Genomic DNA, 17,159 nt, shown 5'->3' on the forward strand with positions numbered 1-17,159 from the left:
GACAGACCGGCAGCCCTGACGTCGGGGGGAGAGCGTCAGGGCTGCCGGGGTTCAGCGGCCGGCGAACCGGCTCGGATCACGCGGGCCGCGAGGCGGCCGGCCGATCAGGGGTTGAGGCCCTTGTCTCGCAGCCAGGTCATCGGGTCGATACCCGTACCGGCCGGGGTGTGGACCTCCAGGTGGAGGTGCGGGCCCGTCACGTTGCCGGTCGCGCCGACCCGGCCGATGGTCTCACCGGTGGTGACCTTCTGGCCGACGGTGACACCGATCGAGGACTGGTGGCAGAACCACAGCTCCGTACCGTCTTCGAGCTCCAGCACCGTGCGGTAGCCGTACGAACCGGACCAGCCGGCCGACTTGATGGTGCCGCCGTGTATGGCCTTGATCGGGGTACCCGTCGGCGCCGCGAAGTCGAGGCCCGTGTGGTAGCCGGAGGACCACATCGAGCCGGCCTCGCCGAAGGTCGAGGTGATCGTGTACGAGGTGGTCGGGATGGCGTAGCTGGCGGCGAGCTTGGCGAGCCGCAGGGCCTCCGCCTTCTTCTTGGCCTCTTCCTCCGCCTTCTTCTTCTCGGCGGCGACCTTGGCCTCGGCCGCGTCCTGCTGCTTCTTGGCCTCGGCGGCGGCCTTCTCCGCGGCCGCCTTCTCCTGGGCGGCCCTGGCCTCGGCGTCGGCGGCATCCTGCTGCTGCTCGGCCTGCTGGAGGATACGGGCGCGGAGCGCCTCGCCCGCGTCCGTCGTGCCCTGCTGGGCCTCGGTGGTGGTGATGCCGGCGGTGGTGAGCGGCGCCGACGCGGCGACGGCCTCTGCCTTGTCGGCTTCGGACTCGCCGGAGAACAGGGAACCCACGCCGGGAAGGGACTTGGCGTCGGGCAGGTTGTCCGCGATGGAATCGGGAAGGGAGATGGAGACCGCAGGCTTGCTCTGCGCGGTGGCCATGCCGCCCGCACCGACTGCCGCGATGACGCCGACCCCGAGCACGGTGGAGCTACGGGCAAGTCCGTTGCGCTGCTTGGCGACGCGGTGCTTGCCGCGCACGGGGCGGACGGACTCCTCGGTGGGGTTCCACTCGTCCCGGCTTCGTTCGGGCTCACCGTCGCCGTCGGCGCGGAATTCCCCGCGGAGCTCCGCCGAGTCGCCGGAGCCACCGGCCTCACCGGATCCGAACTCACCGGACCCACCGGCGAAGTCGCCGCCCGGCTCGGTGCCGTAGCCGGTGCCGAACGCCGTTCCCGTCCCGGCGGTTCCGTAACCGGCGTCGGAGACGAAACCGGCGTTGGACGCGAAACCGGGGCCGTAGCCGGTGTCGGGGCCCAGTCCGGTGTGGGAGGCGAAACCCGGGCCGTGACCGGAGCCGTAGCCGTGGTCAGAACCGGAACCGGAGCCGAAGTCGACACCCGGGCCGAAGTCTGAGGTGAACCGCGCGGGGGCCTCGGGGGCAGGCTTGTTGGACGCCACGGGGGCGCACTCCTTTCCTTCCTTCTCGCCTACCGGGTTAGCTGACGGGTTCGGAGCAGGAAGGTCTCCTACGGGCGCCTCTGCCTCTCACGAGACACAGGTGTCCGATTCACCCCATGTAGGTGGTTCCCCGGTTCCCTTGCGGAATTCGGCGCTCGCGCACGGTGCCGCCACTGACGACGGCTGGGACGACCGCGCTGCGTTATCGAACGTTAATAGACACCCGGGCCCGATTCCAAGCTGTTCCCACTGATCGTTCACGGCTTTGGCCTGGACTTTACGGGACATACCCGGGTGGAATCGGATGAGTTGATCGACCCTCAGTCATTACCCGGATTCTGACGTTGCGTCAAATGTTATGCGGAGCGACGCGCTTCGGTTACGGACGGTGGCACGCCGTACCCGAGGCTCCGCCGGGTCCGCACCACGCACCCGCCCCATCCGTCACATCGTGTCCAGACCCACGATCTTCACGGTCCTGCGCCGGTGCGGCTGCCCCTCCGCGGGACGTACGACCGCGAGCAGTGCCATGTCGTCGGTCGTCTCGCCGCCCGTGTGCCGCCGTACGTCGTCGGTCAGGGCGGACAGCAGTTCCTCGGGCCCCGGAAAGATCCGCCCGCGCAGCCGCGCAGCCGGATCGTAGAAGACCCCGTCGGCGTTCCGCGCTTCGGAGAGACCATCGGTGTAGAGGAGCAGGGTCGTCCCCGCCGGCAGATCCCATTCGTCCGCCCGGTCGGGCCACACCCCCAGATCCATCCCGAGCGGCAGCGCGGGCACCGACGGTCCCAGCACATCCAGCGCCCCGTCCGGATGCAGCAGGATCGGCTCGGGGTGGCCGCGGTTGACGATCCGTACCCGCGACAGCCCGGACGGGATCTCGGCCAGTACGGCGGTGATGAAGCCCTCGACCGCGTCCAGCCCGCCCCGCCCCGTTCCCTCTCGCGCCAGCGCCCGCTCCAGCCGCTGTGCCACGCCCTCCAGCGAACGCTCCTGCTCGGCCGCCTCCCGGAACGCGCCGATGATCACCGCCACCGACTCCACGGCGTCGAGCCCCTTCCCCCGTACGTCCCCGACCACCAGCCGCACCCCGTGCGGGGTGTCCGCCACGGCGAACAGGTCGCCGCCGACGAACTCGTCCGCCTGCGCCGCCTCGTACCGCGCCGCCACATGCAGCCCGCCGATCCGGTCGGACGGTTTGGGCAGCACCGCCCGCATGGCGGTCTCCGCGATGACCCGCGCGGAGGCCAGCTGCTCGTTGCCGCGCCGCACGACCCCGTTGATGACGACCGCGAGGACCGACACGGTGGCCAGGGTGAGCAGCTCGATCAACGGCACGACCTGCGGCAGCGTGTTGCTGTACAGCCGCAGCGCGACGATGGCCAGGATCGAGGCGACGGCGGTGAGGATGGTGCTGGGCAGCGAGAAGAACGGCGCGGCGATCAGCGGCGCGGCCACGAACAGCGGAATGGCGGTGAAGGTCGGCGGGGTGAGGGCGTCGAACGCCAGCCCGCCGAGGATCATCAGGGCGGGCAGCGCGCGGACGAACCGCCGGGTACGGACACCGCCCCTGGTATGTCTGCCGCGCCGCTTCAGCCGCTTCCACACCTGTGGTCTCCTGCCCGGTACGCGCACGGCTGCGGACGGTACCGCGCCCCACCCCAGGCTCACCTGAGCGAAGTCGCGCGGCGACTCCTCATCGACCAATGGGGGTAAGCGCGTGGTCCAGCTCACACGCACCCGGCCCGGAGACCGCTGACCGGGAACCGGCGGCGCCCCGGACGGTGACGTGGACGGCGCCCCGGACAACCACGTGGGGAAATGATTCAGGCCCGGCACGCTGCATGCGTGCCGGGCCTGAATCTTCAGTAGCGGGGACAGGATTTGAACCTGCGACCTCTGGGTTATGAGCCCAGCGAGCTACCGAGCTGCTCCACCCCGCGTCGATGAACACAACTCTACTGCATGTCCGGCGCGCTCATGACCACATGGGGAATCTCCCGCGTCCCGCCCCTCCGATCCGACCCCAAAGATCAGTTCGTCCCGGTGATACGGAGATCAGTTCGTCTCGGCGATACGGGGAGCGGCCTTCCCCTCGACCGCCGGTGACTTCATCGGGCTCGCGCCGCGCTGCAGCGAATGGAGGATCGCCAGCCCCTGGCCGACCACGCCCGCAGCCATCTCGTTGACACCGTTGGTGCCGTTGAGAACGGTGAGGTCGGCCCCCGACATGCCACGCGCCGCCGCGTCGGCCAGCGCCGGCAGGTTCTCCACGACGCGGTTGGCCGCGATGAGTTCCTGGTTGCCGTCGCGCAGCGAGGTGGCGCGCACGGTGTTGGCGTCGGCCTGGGCCTGGGCGATGGTCCGTTCGGTGTACGCGTTGCCGTCGGCCTCGAACTTCGCCCGGTCACGGGCCGCTTCCGCGAGGGTGCGCTGACGGTACGCCTCGGCATCCGCCGGACGTCGGACCTCCGCTTCGAGCCGTTGCGCGGCGAGCGCGGCCTGCCGTTCGGCCAGCGCGGTCTGCTCCTCGATGACCTCGTGCGAGGCCTGGGCCTGCGCGAGCGGCCCGGCCTGCGCGGCGCGGGCGTTGTACTGCTCGGTCTCGGCGAGGAAGCCCGCCCGCTTGATCGCGGTGTCGCGTTCGTACTCCGCCTTGAGCGCGGCGGCCTGCTGCTCGCGCTGACTGGCTTCCTGGTCGGCCTTGGCCTCGGCGATCCGGGCCTGGCTGGCGACCGCGGCGGCGTGCGGGGCGGCGAGGTTCTTGATGTAGCCGGTGGCGTCGTCGATCTCCTGGATCTGGAGGGCGTCCACCACGATGCCGAGCTTCTCCATCTCGCCGTGGCTGCCCGCGATGACCTCCTGCGAGACGCGGTTGCGCTCGCGGATGATCTGCTCCACGGTCAGTCCGCCGACGATGGAGCGCAGGTGTCCGGCGAAGATCCGGCCGACGAGCTCCTCCATCTGCTCCTGCTCCGTCAGGAATCGGCGTGCCGCGTTGGCGATGGACACGGCGTCGTCGCCGACCTTGAAGACCGCGACGGCCCGGACGTTGAGGCGGATGCCCTGCTGGGTCACACAGTCCTCGGTGATCTCCGCCTCGCGCAGCGCCAGGGAGAGCATGCGCGCCTTCTGTTTGACCGGGAGCACGAAACTGCCGTGGCCGGTGACGATCCGGAACTGGGTGTCCAGGGTCTGCCCCTTGGAACCGGATATGAGCATCGCCTCGTTGGGGGCGGGAACATGCCAGAAGAACATCGGAAGACTCCTGCCGTATCTCACTGCTCGACGTGGGTACTCCCCTGCTCCGGCTCAGGGCGGCAGGCGCTCCACGATCACGCCCCGCGCCGAGACCGAGTCGACGACAATGACGCGCACGTCCCTGTCGATCGACGTCGTCGACCATGCGGTGTAGGCCTCCGACCCGCCCCGTACGGCCACCAGCACTTCGCCCGGACCGCCGGGCGGGATCGGCACGGTGACACGGCCGATCGCCCCGACCGGGCTCCGGGCGGACTCATCCGCCCTGTTCATGCGCCCTCGCGAGCGTCCCTGCGTGCGCCTGCTCACACCGCCGCTCGCGCCGCTCTCCGCGTCGCTGCTCACGCCGTTCACGCCGCTTCTCAAGCCGCTTCATGACCACGAGGCGACCCCGCCTCCTGGAGGCCGGAGCCTCCCTCGACGCTTCCACGGTACTCCGCACCCGGCCCCCGAGCAGGGTCTCGAACGACAACGAGCGAGGGTGAATATGGGGTGATATGACTGATTTACCATTCAGTCAGTCGAGCGCGATGACTCGCGGTGATAGGGGAGCCGGCCGTGGACAACTACCCCCTGCTCAATCTCTTCTGGACCATGCTCTGGTTCTTCCTCTGGATCATGTGGCTGTTCCTGCTCTTCAAGGTCATCGCCGACATCTTCCGCAGCGACGACCTCGGCGGCTGGGGCAAGGCGGGCTGGCTGATCGTGGCCCTGCTGCTGCCGTACCTGGGCGTCCTTGTGTACGTGATCGTGCGCGGCAAATCCATGGGGAAGCGGGACATCAAGGAGGCGCAGGAGCGGGAGGCGTCCTTCAAGGCGTACGTACGGGAGGCCGCCGCCGGCACCTCCGAGGCGCACGCCCCCAAGGAGGGCAAGCACGTCGACGACCTGGCGAAGCTCGCCGAGCTCAAGGACCGGGGCGCCATCACGGACGAGGAGTACCAGCGGGCCAAGACGAAGCTCCTCGTCTGAGCGCGGCCGCCCCGTCCGTGACGCGCATGTCTCGCTCCCCCCGGTCCGGCGGACTGGCACGGCCCCCGGACCGCGGGGAGGCTTGAGACATCAGCCCACGGCGGCCGCTCCCGCCCCCGGCGCCCGGGGGTCCCGCGGCGCCGGAGCACCCGGTGCACGCCCCCACGCACTCCGACGGCCCGACGGGGGCTCGGACGGGGTATGGGGCGGGGCAGCGGTCCGCATCCAGGTGAGCAGGGAGATGGCCGGACCATGAACGGCACCGCGCTCGACACCCTGGACGCGATGCGGGCCGCGCTACGCGGACCCGTCATCGCTCCGCGGGACCCGGAGTACCGGACGGCCCGCACGATCTACAACGCCATGATCGACAGACGTCCGGCGGCCGTGGTGCGATGCGGCGACGCGGCGGACGTCATGGCCGCGGTCGATTTCGTCCGGGACGAGGGTCTCGTGGTCGCGGTCCGCGGCGGCGGACACAGCGGCGCCGGCCTGTGCCTGGTGGACGACGGAGTCACCATCGACCTGTCGCCCATGCGCTGGGCGCACATCGACCCCGGCGGGCGAAGGGCCACGGTCGGCGGCGGCGCCACGCTCGGCGACCTCGACCACGCCGCCCACGCCTTCGGTCTGGCCACCCCCACCGGAATCCTGTCGAACACCGGCGTCGGCGGCCTCACGCTGGGCGGCGGCCACGGCCACCTCACCCGCAGATACGGGCTGACGGTCGACAACCTGCTGACCGCGGACGTGGTCCTGGCCGACGGCACCGCGGTGACGACGAGCCCCACCGCCCACCCCGACCTGTTCTGGGCGCTGCGCGGCGGGGGCGGGAACTTCGGCATCGTCACCTCCTTCACATTCCGGATGCACCCGGTGGACACCGTGGGCGTCGCCATCACCGTCTGGCCGGTCGACCGGACCCCCGACGTACTGCGCTGGTACCGCGACTTCCTGCCGGCGGCCACCGAGAACCTGAACGGCTTCTTCGCCGCGCTCACCGTGCCGCCCGCTCCGCCCTTCCCCGAGGAGATCCACGGCCAGAAGGTGTGCGGTGTCGTGTGGTGCTGGACGGGCGCCCCCGACCTCCTCGAAGCGACCCTGAGGCCCGTGGCTGACCCCGGCCCGCCCGCATTCCATTTCATGGCGCCGATGCCTTACCCCGCCCTGCAGTCCCTGTTCGACGAGCTGCTTCCGTCCGGCCTGCAGTGGTACTGGCGCGGCAACTTCTTCGACCGGATCACCGACGACGCCATCGCCGTCCACGCCAAGTACGCCGAGAACCTCCCCACCGGCCTGTCGACCACGCACCTCTACCCGGTGGACGGCGCCGCGCACCGGCCGGGCCCCGACGACACGGCCTGGGCCTACCGGGACGCGGTCTGGTCCGGCGTCATCGCGGGCATCGACCCGGACCCGGACAACGCCGAGACACTCAGGCAGTGGTGCGTCGACTACTGGGAGGAGCTCCACCCGCACTCGATGGGCGGTACGTACGTGAACTTCATCGGCGCGGGCGAGACCCAGGACCGGGTGCGCGCCACCTACCGCGACCACTACGACCGCCTGGCGGCCGTCAAGCGCGCCTACGACCCGCACAACTTCTTCCACGCCAACCAGAACATCGAGCCGGCGGCCTGACGCGTCCGCCTTCCCTCGCCCTGCGTACCGGGTACCGGGGGCCGCCCGTCGGGAACAGCCGTCAGCCTCTCGTGGCCGCCGCAGCCCCGCTCATCCTCTCCGCGACACGGACAGCCGGTCGCGCACCATCGGCCTCGTCGACCCGGTCGGCGGAATCTCCGACATGAACAGCGAACGCGACCAGCCTTCCCTGCCCCGAGCGGGCGTACGAAATGAACCAGGCGCTCGATTCGTCCCCGTACGAACGCGCGGGCGGAACCCATCCGGTCCTGCCGCCGATCATCGCGCCCGGCGCACCACCACGCTCGTCCACCGCACCGGATGCCGACGTCTTCAGGGCCGACTGCAACTGCTCGGCCGTCCTCCGCCCGATGACCCGGCCGGCATGTGCGCCGGCGGCACGCCGCGGCTTCTCCACACGCCCGTCGGCACGGACCACCTTCGAGACCAGTTGGGGATCGACGCGCTTCCCGCCATTGGCGATCACGGCCATGACCCTGGCCATCTGGACCGGCGTGGCGGTGACACCACCTCGTCCGGTGCCGATGAGCGCCGCGTCCCTCTCGCTCACGTCCCCCTCGGGGCAGTCGCTCCTCCCCACCCGTACGGGGACGAGCAGCGCGTCGTCGTTGAAGCCGAAGGCCTTCGCCGTCGACACGAGACGGGGCTGCCCCACCTCGACGGCCATGGCCATGAAGACATTGCGGCACGAGTACCGCAGAGCGGTCCGGATGGAGGCATTCCGGCAACGGGCGGGGTCGCTCGGCAACTCCGTGCCGCTCCCGGGCAGGGCGTACGGGAGCGGGCTGCGGGTGCTCTCGTCCACCGACGCGTACACGCCCCGCTCAAGGGCGGCGGCAGCCACGACGACCTCGAACGTCTCGTCCGGTGCCACGGCCTCGCGAAGTGCCCGGTTGAGCAACGGCTTGTCCTGATCACCCGTCAGCCGCTGCCATGCCTCGGCGTCCGCCGTGGTGTTGCCTGCGAACGACGACGGATCGTACGAGGGCGCACTCACCAGAGCCAGAAGGTGCCCGTTCTCGGCGTCCATGGCGACAGCGGCGCCCTTGTGGCCGCGCAGCCCGTCACCGGCCGCCCTCTGCACATCCGGATCGATCGTGGTCATCACATCGCCGGCGCCTGACTCGCCGTCACCCGGGCGACCCGTCAGCACACCGTCGTACACCCCCTCCAGGCCCATGTACGAGAAGGCCATGGACCGGTACCCCGTGACGGCCGAGTACAGCTCACCGTGCACGTATGTGCGCCGATACGGAACCTTCGCGTTCCCGGACGGCTTCGACCCGGTGACGGCCCGTCCGCCGACGAAGATGTCGCCCAGCCCTTCGCGCCCCACACCCGTCGTCAAGGACGGCGAGGGCTTCCCTCCACCGGATCCCCCCGGCGGACCGGGTTCCGTCCCGGCCGAGCAGCCCCAGACAGGAACCACGAGCAGGGCGAGAAGGGCGGCGCGGGCGACAAGGCGGCTGCTTGGCGAGGACATGATGATCACTCCCTCAGCCTAGAGAGAGCACCGGTCGACCGGGCCAGAACGCCCGCTCCCCGTGAGCGGCGTGGCACCCACAGGGGGTGTCGTTCCGTCTACGCCGCTGTAGACGGTCTACGTTGCGTGAACGCGTGGACGGCGGAGGCTCGGCAAGAGGCCGGCGCACAGGGGCGGCCGGAGTGCGAGCAATATGCCCGACTCCGTTCGCCGCCGCCATACAACAACCGGTCGCCCACCGCCCGAGCGGTGCAGTGCCGGACGGTCGACCAGGAGTGCGCTTTGGGACAGCCGGAATTCCTCACCGCGGTGGATGCCACCCGTGAGCGCCCGTATGTGATGAAGAAACTCCCCGAGGTCACCCTGGCCTTCTGGATCATGAAGATCGCCGCCACCACCCTCGGAGAGACGGCCGGCGATCTCTTCTCCCAGACGCTGCGACTGGGCTACTTCCTCACCACCATCGCGTTGTTCCTGGTCTTCGTGGTGACGCTGGTGGTGCAACTGCGGTCCAAGCGCTACAACCCGTTCTTCTACTGGACCGTCATCCTGTCCACGAGCATGGCCGGCACCACCATGTCGGACTTCATGAACCGCGACGCGGGCGCCGAATACCTCGCAGCGGGCACGACCTCGCTGGGATGGGGCCCCCAGGGCCTGGGCCTGGGATACCCCGCGGGCGCCGCGATTCTCGTCTCCCTGCTGATCGCCGTCTTCATCGCCTGGAAACTCACCGGGCAGACCTTCGCCATCCGCGACATCGTCACCTTCCGTGGCGAAGCCCTCTTCTGGTCCGCGATCCTGGTGTCGAACACCCTCGGCACCTCCATGGGCGACTTCCTCTCCGACAGCTCCGGCCTCGGCTACGCCGGCGGCGCCCTGCTCGTCACAGCGCTCCTGGCCGCACTCGCCGCCCTGATGCGGGTACCGGCCGTCCCCAACGTCGCGCTGTTCTGGATCGCCTTCGTCCTCACCCGCCCCCTGGGGGCCACCGCCGGCGACTTCCTCACCAAGCCGACCGCCAAGGGCGGTCTGGACCTCGGCACTCCGGGCTCCTCGGCGGTACTCCTGATCGCCCTCCTCGGCCTCATGGCCCACGCCCATCTGCGGGAGCGCAGGAAGGCCACCTCACCCGGCGAGCGCCACGCCCAACTGTCGTAAGGACACCACGCTCACCGACTGCCCGGTCATGCCCTGCCACCGTGTGAGGGCCGCTCCCGGGGAGGTGGGCATCGCGCTGCGTGACTGCCCTCCCCGTGTCCGGCACCACCGGTGGCGACAGCCTTCCTGCCGGGTTGCCGCACTGGGTAGCCTTCACACGGGGGTGCAGTGAGCGACCGCGAAGGCTGGTACGACGACAGCCAGTACGAGGCATTGGCCGCAGATGGCGAGCGTCGTGCGGCTACTGCCCTGCGAGGCATGTTCGCCGCGGTGGTGCTGGGTGCTGCGGCTTTGACCGCGGCGGTGGTCGTTCTGATGGCCTGGATATTTCTGGCTCTGCTCAAGAGGGGCTGAGCCCGTCTCCGCCCACCGTCTCCGTGACGTCCTGAGCCGTGGCGCGGTCGTTCGCACTGGGCCGAGCACCGGCCGGCCAACGATCCCCGAACCGTCAGGTACGCGAACAGCCCCAGATCAAACGCACTCTGACCTGGGGCTGAGACGTAGGCCGTGTGGGACTCGAACCCACAACCAACGGATTAAAAGTCCCGGCTGGGTCCTGCCGGCACTTCCGCCGTATACCCCTCTCGTTCAGAACGGCCTGTTCAGAGAGATGTTGCTTGACGTCCAGTCCAGATCTGATTGCGTCATCCCAGCACGTCCGCTCACGCATCGCTCACGCACACAGCTTCCAGTTGTCCACGGTGAAGCGGTAGGTGACCGGCACTGAGATGCCTGCGAAACGCCGACGCACGAGACTAGGTGGTGACGTGCGCGGATGGCGTCAGCCGTGGCGGGATCCTCTGCTCCGAAGACGGCCCGTAACCGCCCAGCCGTCTGGCTCTTTGCCCTGGACGATGACACGGCCACTGCGCTGACAAGTCTGGTCAGTGTTCGACTTGGCGAGTACAGCAAGCAATCTCATCGCTACAGTCTTCGCAAGCGTGTGAATTTCGTGGTGGGGGGTGGCGTGGGTAGGCGATTCTTCATAGCGCTGGGGAGCGGACGGTACCGCCACCTACCCGAGGACGAGCAGTTACGCTCCGTACCTACCGACGTTCGCGCAACGAGACAGCTTTTCACCGGGTTTGGGTATGAACCCGTGCTGCCTGGGCTCGGCGACTACGACGGGGCGGAGCAAGTCCGGCAAAAGTTGTCGCACTGGTCGGAGGACACTGCCCTCACCAGCGATGATGTGGTGGTCTTGTACTTCGCCGGCCACGGCTCAGTAGAAGAGCGCGACCGGCATTATCTACTCTGCTGGGACTCACGTGATGGAGACCTCGCGACCACAGCATTGGCCACCGAGGATCTAGTCCGCATCTTATGCAGGGGCAACCTCCGCCACCTCCTGCTGATTCTCGACACTTGCGCCGGTAGCGCCGGGGGGGCTGAAGCCTCGGCAATCGCGCTGCGGACCATCGCCTATCGGAACACGGACGCTGACTCGACGGGCTTGTGGTTTCTTGCGTCCGCCCGCAGGAAGGACGTTGCCGAGGACGGAGCGTTCGTAGCCGCCTTGACCGAAGCCGTGGAGACGACGACAGGACGCACTGGCCAGCGGCAGCAGTATCTCGACCTCACGGAACTAGTCAAGGCGGTCAACGAGCGCTTCGACGCGGATAGGTTGGGCCAGCGAGCCGAATTGGCCTGTGGACTCGTGACCGGGCTGGCGCCGTTCCTGCCGAATAGCGGGTACACGGATGAACTGCCGCCGATCGGTACCGACCTGGAGGTACAGCGTCGGGTCGCCGCAAGAGACCTGACGGAGCACTTTGGTCCGCGCTCGCGCGGTGTGGAGTTCGAGTCGGAGCAGGGCCTGTACTTCAGTGGTCGAGGCCGAGTGCTGTCCGAGCTGGTGGCTTGGCTGACCGCTGACGACGGAGATGGCAGAGGCAGAGTCGTAACGGGTAGTCCTGGCTGCGGCAAGTCCGCCGTCCTGGGCAGGGTTGTTGCATTGTCGGACAGTCGCTACCGAGACCGCCTCGACGTTGCTGACGTCGACCCCGTGGCCGTGGTGCCTGCTGGGTGCGTCACGGCTGCCGTGCATGCCCGCCACAAACGGCTCGAAGAGGTGGTGGAAAGGCTCGCCACCGCCCTCGATGTCGAAGCAGACGGTGCCGCCGCACTGCTGCAGGAACTCACCAGGAAAGGGCGCCAGGGACCGCCTCTGGTCATTGTTGTCGATGCGGTGGACGAAGCCGGCTCGGACACCGCAGCAGATGCCGGCGGTCACGGCGAGCCCCGCCGAATCACCCGGGAACTTCTCCGGCCCATGTCGGAGATTCAGGGCGTGCGACTCCTAGTCGGAACGCGCCACGAGTTGGTCGGACCCCTGGGTCCCACATTTGTCTGCATGGACCTGGATCAGCCCCAATACCGCGCGAGCGTCGACGATGTCACTGGCTACGTCACTCGCGTCCTCCTGGCGAGCGAGGAGGCCGAAGTGCGTACTCCATACCGCGGTCTACGCGAGCTCGCTCGGGCTGTCGCCCGGGGCGTCGCCGAGAAGGCTGCTGGCGTATATCTCTACGCTAGGACGACGGCGCGCACCCTGCGGTCGGACGAGACACCGGTGGACATCAGCCGATCTGGCTGGGCTGAACAACTCCCGAGCGAGGTCGGCGAAGCCTTCGACGACTACCTTGCCCGTTTCGGGCCCGATGAGCCACGGGTTCGCCGAATGCTGATTGCCCTCGCGTTTTCGGAGGGTAAGGGGTTACCTCGGGGCCGGACCTGGACGGCGATGAGTACGGTGATCGCTGGCGTGCACTGCTCGGAGGAAGACGTCTCTTGGGTCTTGGACGTCGCCGAGGCGTATATCGCAGAAGTCATCGACGATGACCGACGTTCGGTCTACCGGCTCTATCACAAGGCACTGGCCGAGCACTTGCGCGCGACGGCCGACCGGTCCCCCGAGGAGATCCAACGGTCTGTCGTCGAAGCGCTCCGCTCCCTCGTCCCCGTCGCCGCCGGAGGCAATCCAGATTGGTTCGGCGCTGTCCCATATGTCCGGCAGCACCTATCTACGCATGCAGCTGCGGCAGGGCGCCTCGCCCCGCTCATCGAGGACCCGGGATTCCTGCTCGCCAGCGAACCGCTCGCACTCTTAAGGGCGTTCGTCTCCATCGAGGGCGATAGCGCCAGACGGGTCCGCAGCTCCTACGAGCAAGTCGCGCACCGTCTGACGAGCGATCACGCTGCGGGTGAACGGGCCGCTGATCTGCAACTGTCAGCTCGCCGCTGTGAGGCCAACGAGCTCGCCGACCGCATCGACGAACTCGGGGTCGCCCTCCCATGGTCTGCCCGTTGGGCTTGGTGGTCGACCAGTGGAGTGCACCGGCTACTTCACGGCCATACCAAGACTGCCGAATGCGTCGCGGTTGGGGCACTCGACGGCCGTCCCATCGCCGTGACTGGCAGCGCTGACGAGACTGTCCTTGTATGGGACCTCGGCTCACAACGGCAGATCGGTGATCCGTTGCGTGTCGGCATATCAGTGAGCGCGGTTGCGATTGGAGAGTTGGGCGACTACACGGTAGCCCTCACCGGAGCAGTCGACGGGACTGTAAGGATTTGGGACCTCTCGGCCGGCCAGGAGTACGGGCGCGCTCTCACCGGACACACCAACCGGGTTGAGAGCATCACGGTGGGCGCCATTCACGGGCAGCCCGTGGTCTTGACAGCCAGCGCGGACGGCACAGCACGCATCTGGGATCTGATCGAAAGACGGCAACTCGGTACAGAGCTCGCTGCTCACAAACGTACCGTCCGAGACGCCGATCTAGGTCAACTGGATGGGCGGCCGGTGGCCATTACAGGGGGCGAGGACAAGGCCGTCTATATCTGGGACTTGCGTGATGTGTTCGACGGTGGAGACGCGCGCCTCGATGGGAGTCCACTCATTGGCCCTGCTGACTCGGTGACCGCAGTCTCTGTGGCACAGCTCGACGGCCGCGCTGTAGCACTGGTCGGGGACGCGGCAGGAATGCTCAGTCGATGGGACCTAGCCGACCGTAGGCAGATCGGTGAACCTGTCGTGGCGCACGTCTACTGGAATATGAGCGGGGTCGCCTCCGCCGTAACGGGCGAGTTCGAGGGGCGCCCAGTCGCGTTGACCAGCGGAGTGCACGAAGCACGGTTATGGGATCTACGGACCCTTAAGCAACTGGCTCATCCGTTGCGCGGCCATGTCGAATACATAAGGGCAGCCGCTCTCTCCGCTCGTGGAGGCGCCTTCCTCGCTGTCACAGTCAGCCAGGACCGTACGGCACGCATTTGGGACCTCACTGCGGATCAACCCGACGAAGGCCACACCCGCGCTATCGGCTGCATGGCCTCACGCGAGGTCCAGGGCCGACCCCTGGTCGTCACGGGGGGGCAAGACGCGACTGCGAGGCTCTGGGATCTGCGTACGCGCACACAAGTCGGCATCCCCATGGAAGGTCATTTCGGTGAAGTCTCGGCAGTCGCTCTAGGTGTTCTCGGCGGCCGCGCCATCGTCGCGACTGGCGGGTCCGACACGTCTGTACGGCTATGGGATCCATTCGGGGGGACATCATTGGCGTCCCCCCTCCTTGGGCATACCAACGCAGTCCGGTGTGTCGCCTTCGGAGAACTAGATGGCGCACCCGTCCTAGTCACTGGCAGTGAGGACGGCACGGTACGAATATGGGATGTCACATCTGGATCTCCGGTTGGGCATCCCCTAGGGGGGCATATCGGTGGCATCTCTCACCTGACCGTACGTTCTGGCGCGCACGGGTTCGAGGTTTTGCTGGCAACATCCTTGGGTCACGCATACCTCTGGGAGGTAGCAGGATGCGGTGCTGTATGGCCCGCCGGACCGCGTACACATTTCAACGTGGAAGACCTCAGCCCTTCGGCACGGGTCATTGGCGTCGAATTTCGCGGCTTGCGGCCCGTGATCCTTTCGAGCCAAGCAGGAAATACGGTCTACGTTCACGACATAATGAACCGCGATTTGGTAGGGGGGCCATTTCTCGGGCACACATCCATGGTATTAACTGGCACACTTGACCGAATTGCAGGAAACTCAGTATTGGTGACGATTTCACGCGACGAGACCACTCGCGTATGGGACCTAAAAACGGCCCAACCAATGGGGGCTCCGATGGAGGGGCACACGCGGGTTGCGTATTCGTCCCAGAGCCTCTACGTTCCAGCACCTCTACTCGCACAGGTCGACGGAACCCAATTGGCAGTCATTGGGACATTTCGCGACGTGAGGGTCTGGGACGTTACTGCTATGCGTCCGATCGGGGAGCCATTGTGCGCCGCAGAACGGGCCCACGAATTGGTGTCCGTCGACATCCTGGATACCGATGACGGCAGGGCTAATGTAATCACAACCGCTGTCGATGGCGTGGTGCGCACCCATGATTTGAATAGGGGCCACCAAGTGGCAGCCCACCTTACATCCTCAATTCCCACAACATATGACGCGATGGCCATTCATTTGAATGGCGAAAACATGCTTGCGCGCAGCGGTTGGATGGAATCAGAAGTGTGGAGCCTGTCGTCCCGCCGGCGTCTCGGGAAGCGTGCAGGGGTCGCCTTGCGTGCATGCCTGCTACCAATGGAGGACGGCGAGGTTGCCATCGTTTCTGTTACAACAGAGTTCAAGCTCGAAGTCTGGAATCCACGCAACCAGGCTCCCCTATGCTCTCCGATGTCAGGTCACACCGACAACGTGAATACATTGCGGTCGGGAATTATAGGAGGTGCCCCGGTTGTGGCCAGCGCATCCAGTGACGGCACCGTGAGATTGTGGGATCCGAGCGCCGGCATTCCACTCGGCGATCCTCTCAGCGGCCACAAGATGGGTGCCTATGGCCTGGAAATTACCCACTGGGATAAGCGCGATGTCGTCATCTCCGGAGCAGGCGACGGGCGTATACGGTGCTGGGATGCCTCAAGCGCAGAGGACATGGGCGTCGATCTTGCGCCGTTCCCCTCCACGGTTCGAGCGATCCGCGCCATAGCCGTCAATGGTTCGCCCACCCTGGTCGCGGCAGACCGTCACGGACTCATTCGAGTCTGGGATATGACTACCTCGTCCTGGATCTCTGAACTCGACATCGGCAGCGGCATCAGCGGTATCGCGATAAATAGCGACGGACGGATTTGCGTTGCAACCGACATGGGAGTAATCGCACTGCAACTCAACCTCATCCCCGAGCGGGGTATCTCGTGACCCGCGTCGTTCTCGTCCACGGCATCGCCCAGCAGGTCAAAGGCCCGGAGACACTCCTCGCCGACTGGTACCCGGCGCTGAGCGACGGTGTCGCCTTGGCGGGTGGGGCGGGGCTGGCTCGCAACGAAGTCTCGATGGCCTTTTATGGAGACTTGTTCCGCCTCGCCGGACACCGTGGGCTTGGTCAGCCTGAGCTCGATGCCTTTGACGTGCAGGAGGGCCTTGAGTGCAGTCTGCTTCTCCAGTGGTGGACGTCAGCGGCCGAGCAGGAAGCGCGGGTTGCTGGCCCCAGTGCCGCAACCCGATTGCGTACCCCCCTCCTGGCGCAGCGGGCCCTGGACGCTCTCAGCCACTCCTCGTTCTTCTCTGGCCTCAGTGAACGCGCCATGATTGGCAGCGCTCGCCAAGTGCGGCGCTACTTCACTGAGCCACAAGTGCGCACTGCGATACAGGAACGGCTAGCCCGTCTCGTCACCAGGGACACAGAGGTAATCGTCGCCCACTCCCTCGGCACGGTGGTCGCATACGAGGCCCTTTGCGCCCACTCGGACTGGCCGGACCTAACCCTGATCACTCTCGGGTCCCCGTTGGCCGTCCGTAACCTCGTCTTCGAGCGGCTTACGCCTTTGCCTGCCGGTGATTGCGCGAGATGGCCTGCACCGGTGAAGCGCTGGACCAACATCGCCGACGCAGGAGACGTTGTAGCCCTGACCAAGAAACTGGCGCCATCCTTCGGAGGCCGCATCCGTGATCTTCTAGTCCACAACGGCGCCAAAGCGCACGATGTAAGCCCATATCTCACCGCCCGAGAGACCGGCATGGCCATAGGCGACGCTCTGCGTGACGGCGGTTAGGTCCCCCCTCTCTGTCAGCCTTGGGTGAGACATCCCGTTCTGCGGGGTTAGCCTGAGAGGGCACGACAGGAGAACCGTCCCTTATGCCCAGCACAGAG

The 17,159-nt window shown here is 67.3% G+C and carries 11 protein-coding genes, 1 tRNA gene and 1 riboswitch; of the genes, 6 read left to right on the forward strand and 6 right to left on the reverse strand.

Annotated elements, in window-relative coordinates; translation table 11 throughout:
- Positions 1–104 precede the first annotated feature (104 nt).
- From ACZ68L_RS41730 to ACZ68L_RS41750, 5 genes are all read right to left on the reverse strand, one after another.
- Complete coding sequence (locus ACZ68L_RS41730) at positions 105–1,316, reverse strand: M23 family metallopeptidase (RefSeq protein ID WP_469588799.1); 1,212 nt, start codon at positions 1,314–1,316, stop codon at positions 105–107.
- 152 nt (positions 1,317–1,468) lie between these two features.
- Positions 1,469–1,621, reverse strand: a riboswitch (cyclic di-AMP (ydaO/yuaA leader).
- 280 nt (positions 1,622–1,901) lie between these two features.
- The gene (locus tag ACZ68L_RS41735; RefSeq protein WP_469588770.1) at positions 1,902–3,062 is read right to left on the reverse strand and encodes a PP2C family protein-serine/threonine phosphatase; all 1,161 of its coding nucleotides are present in this window, start codon (positions 3,060–3,062) and stop codon (positions 1,902–1,904) included.
- 261 nt (positions 3,063–3,323) lie between these two features.
- Positions 3,324–3,397: transfer RNA gene (locus ACZ68L_RS41740), tRNA-Met, on the reverse strand.
- A 115-nt stretch (positions 3,398–3,512) separates the two neighbouring features.
- Positions 3,513–4,712 carry an SPFH domain-containing protein gene (locus ACZ68L_RS41745; protein WP_469588773.1) on the reverse strand — a complete coding sequence of 400 codons (1,200 nt, stop codon included), beginning with the start codon at positions 4,710–4,712 and terminating at the stop codon, positions 3,513–3,515.
- Between the two features lie 54 nt (positions 4,713–4,766).
- Positions 4,767–4,988: a hypothetical protein gene (locus tag ACZ68L_RS41750; RefSeq protein ID WP_469588776.1), complete on the reverse strand. Its 222-nt coding sequence runs from the start codon at positions 4,986–4,988 to the stop codon at positions 4,767–4,769.
- A 285-nt stretch (positions 4,989–5,273) separates the two neighbouring features.
- Here ACZ68L_RS41750 and ACZ68L_RS41755 point away from each other — a divergent pair, with 285 nt between their 5' ends.
- Both ACZ68L_RS41755 and ACZ68L_RS41760 read left to right on the forward strand, forming a co-directional pair.
- Entirely contained in the window at positions 5,274–5,687 is a 414-nt protein-coding gene (locus ACZ68L_RS41755; RefSeq protein WP_469588779.1) for an SHOCT domain-containing protein, read from the forward strand.
- Positions 5,688–5,939: 252 nt separating this feature from the next.
- Positions 5,940–7,328: an FAD-binding oxidoreductase gene (locus ACZ68L_RS41760; protein ID WP_469588782.1), complete on the forward strand. Its 1,389-nt coding sequence runs from the start codon at positions 5,940–5,942 to the stop codon at positions 7,326–7,328.
- A gap of 61 nt (positions 7,329–7,389) precedes the next feature.
- Here ACZ68L_RS41760 and ACZ68L_RS41765 read toward each other — a convergent pair whose 3' ends face one another.
- The gene (locus ACZ68L_RS41765) at positions 7,390–8,832 is read right to left on the reverse strand and encodes a penicillin-binding transpeptidase domain-containing protein (protein WP_469588785.1); all 1,443 of its coding nucleotides are present in this window, start codon (positions 8,830–8,832) and stop codon (positions 7,390–7,392) included.
- Between the two features lie 282 nt (positions 8,833–9,114).
- On the opposite strand from ACZ68L_RS41765, the gene ACZ68L_RS41770 reads away from it, so the two are divergent.
- From ACZ68L_RS41770 to ACZ68L_RS41785, 4 genes are all read left to right on the forward strand, one after another.
- Positions 9,115–9,993 carry a COG4705 family protein gene (locus ACZ68L_RS41770; RefSeq protein WP_469588787.1) on the forward strand — a complete coding sequence of 293 codons (879 nt, stop codon included), beginning with the start codon at positions 9,115–9,117 and terminating at the stop codon, positions 9,991–9,993.
- A 168-nt stretch (positions 9,994–10,161) separates the two neighbouring features.
- Entirely contained in the window at positions 10,162–10,347 is a 186-nt protein-coding gene (locus ACZ68L_RS41775) for a hypothetical protein (protein ID WP_469588790.1), read from the forward strand.
- Positions 10,348–10,936: 589 nt separating this feature from the next.
- Entirely contained in the window at positions 10,937–16,207 is a 5,271-nt protein-coding gene (locus tag ACZ68L_RS41780; protein WP_469588792.1) for a caspase family protein, read from the forward strand.
- Positions 16,204–17,061: an alpha/beta hydrolase family protein gene (locus tag ACZ68L_RS41785; protein WP_469588793.1), complete on the forward strand. Its 858-nt coding sequence runs from the start codon at positions 16,204–16,206 to the stop codon at positions 17,059–17,061. The genes ACZ68L_RS41780 and ACZ68L_RS41785 overlap by 4 nt, the downstream gene beginning before the upstream one ends.
- Positions 17,062–17,159: the final 98 nt, after the last annotated feature.

Source organism: Streptomyces sp. NPDC104309, assembly GCF_055584025.1.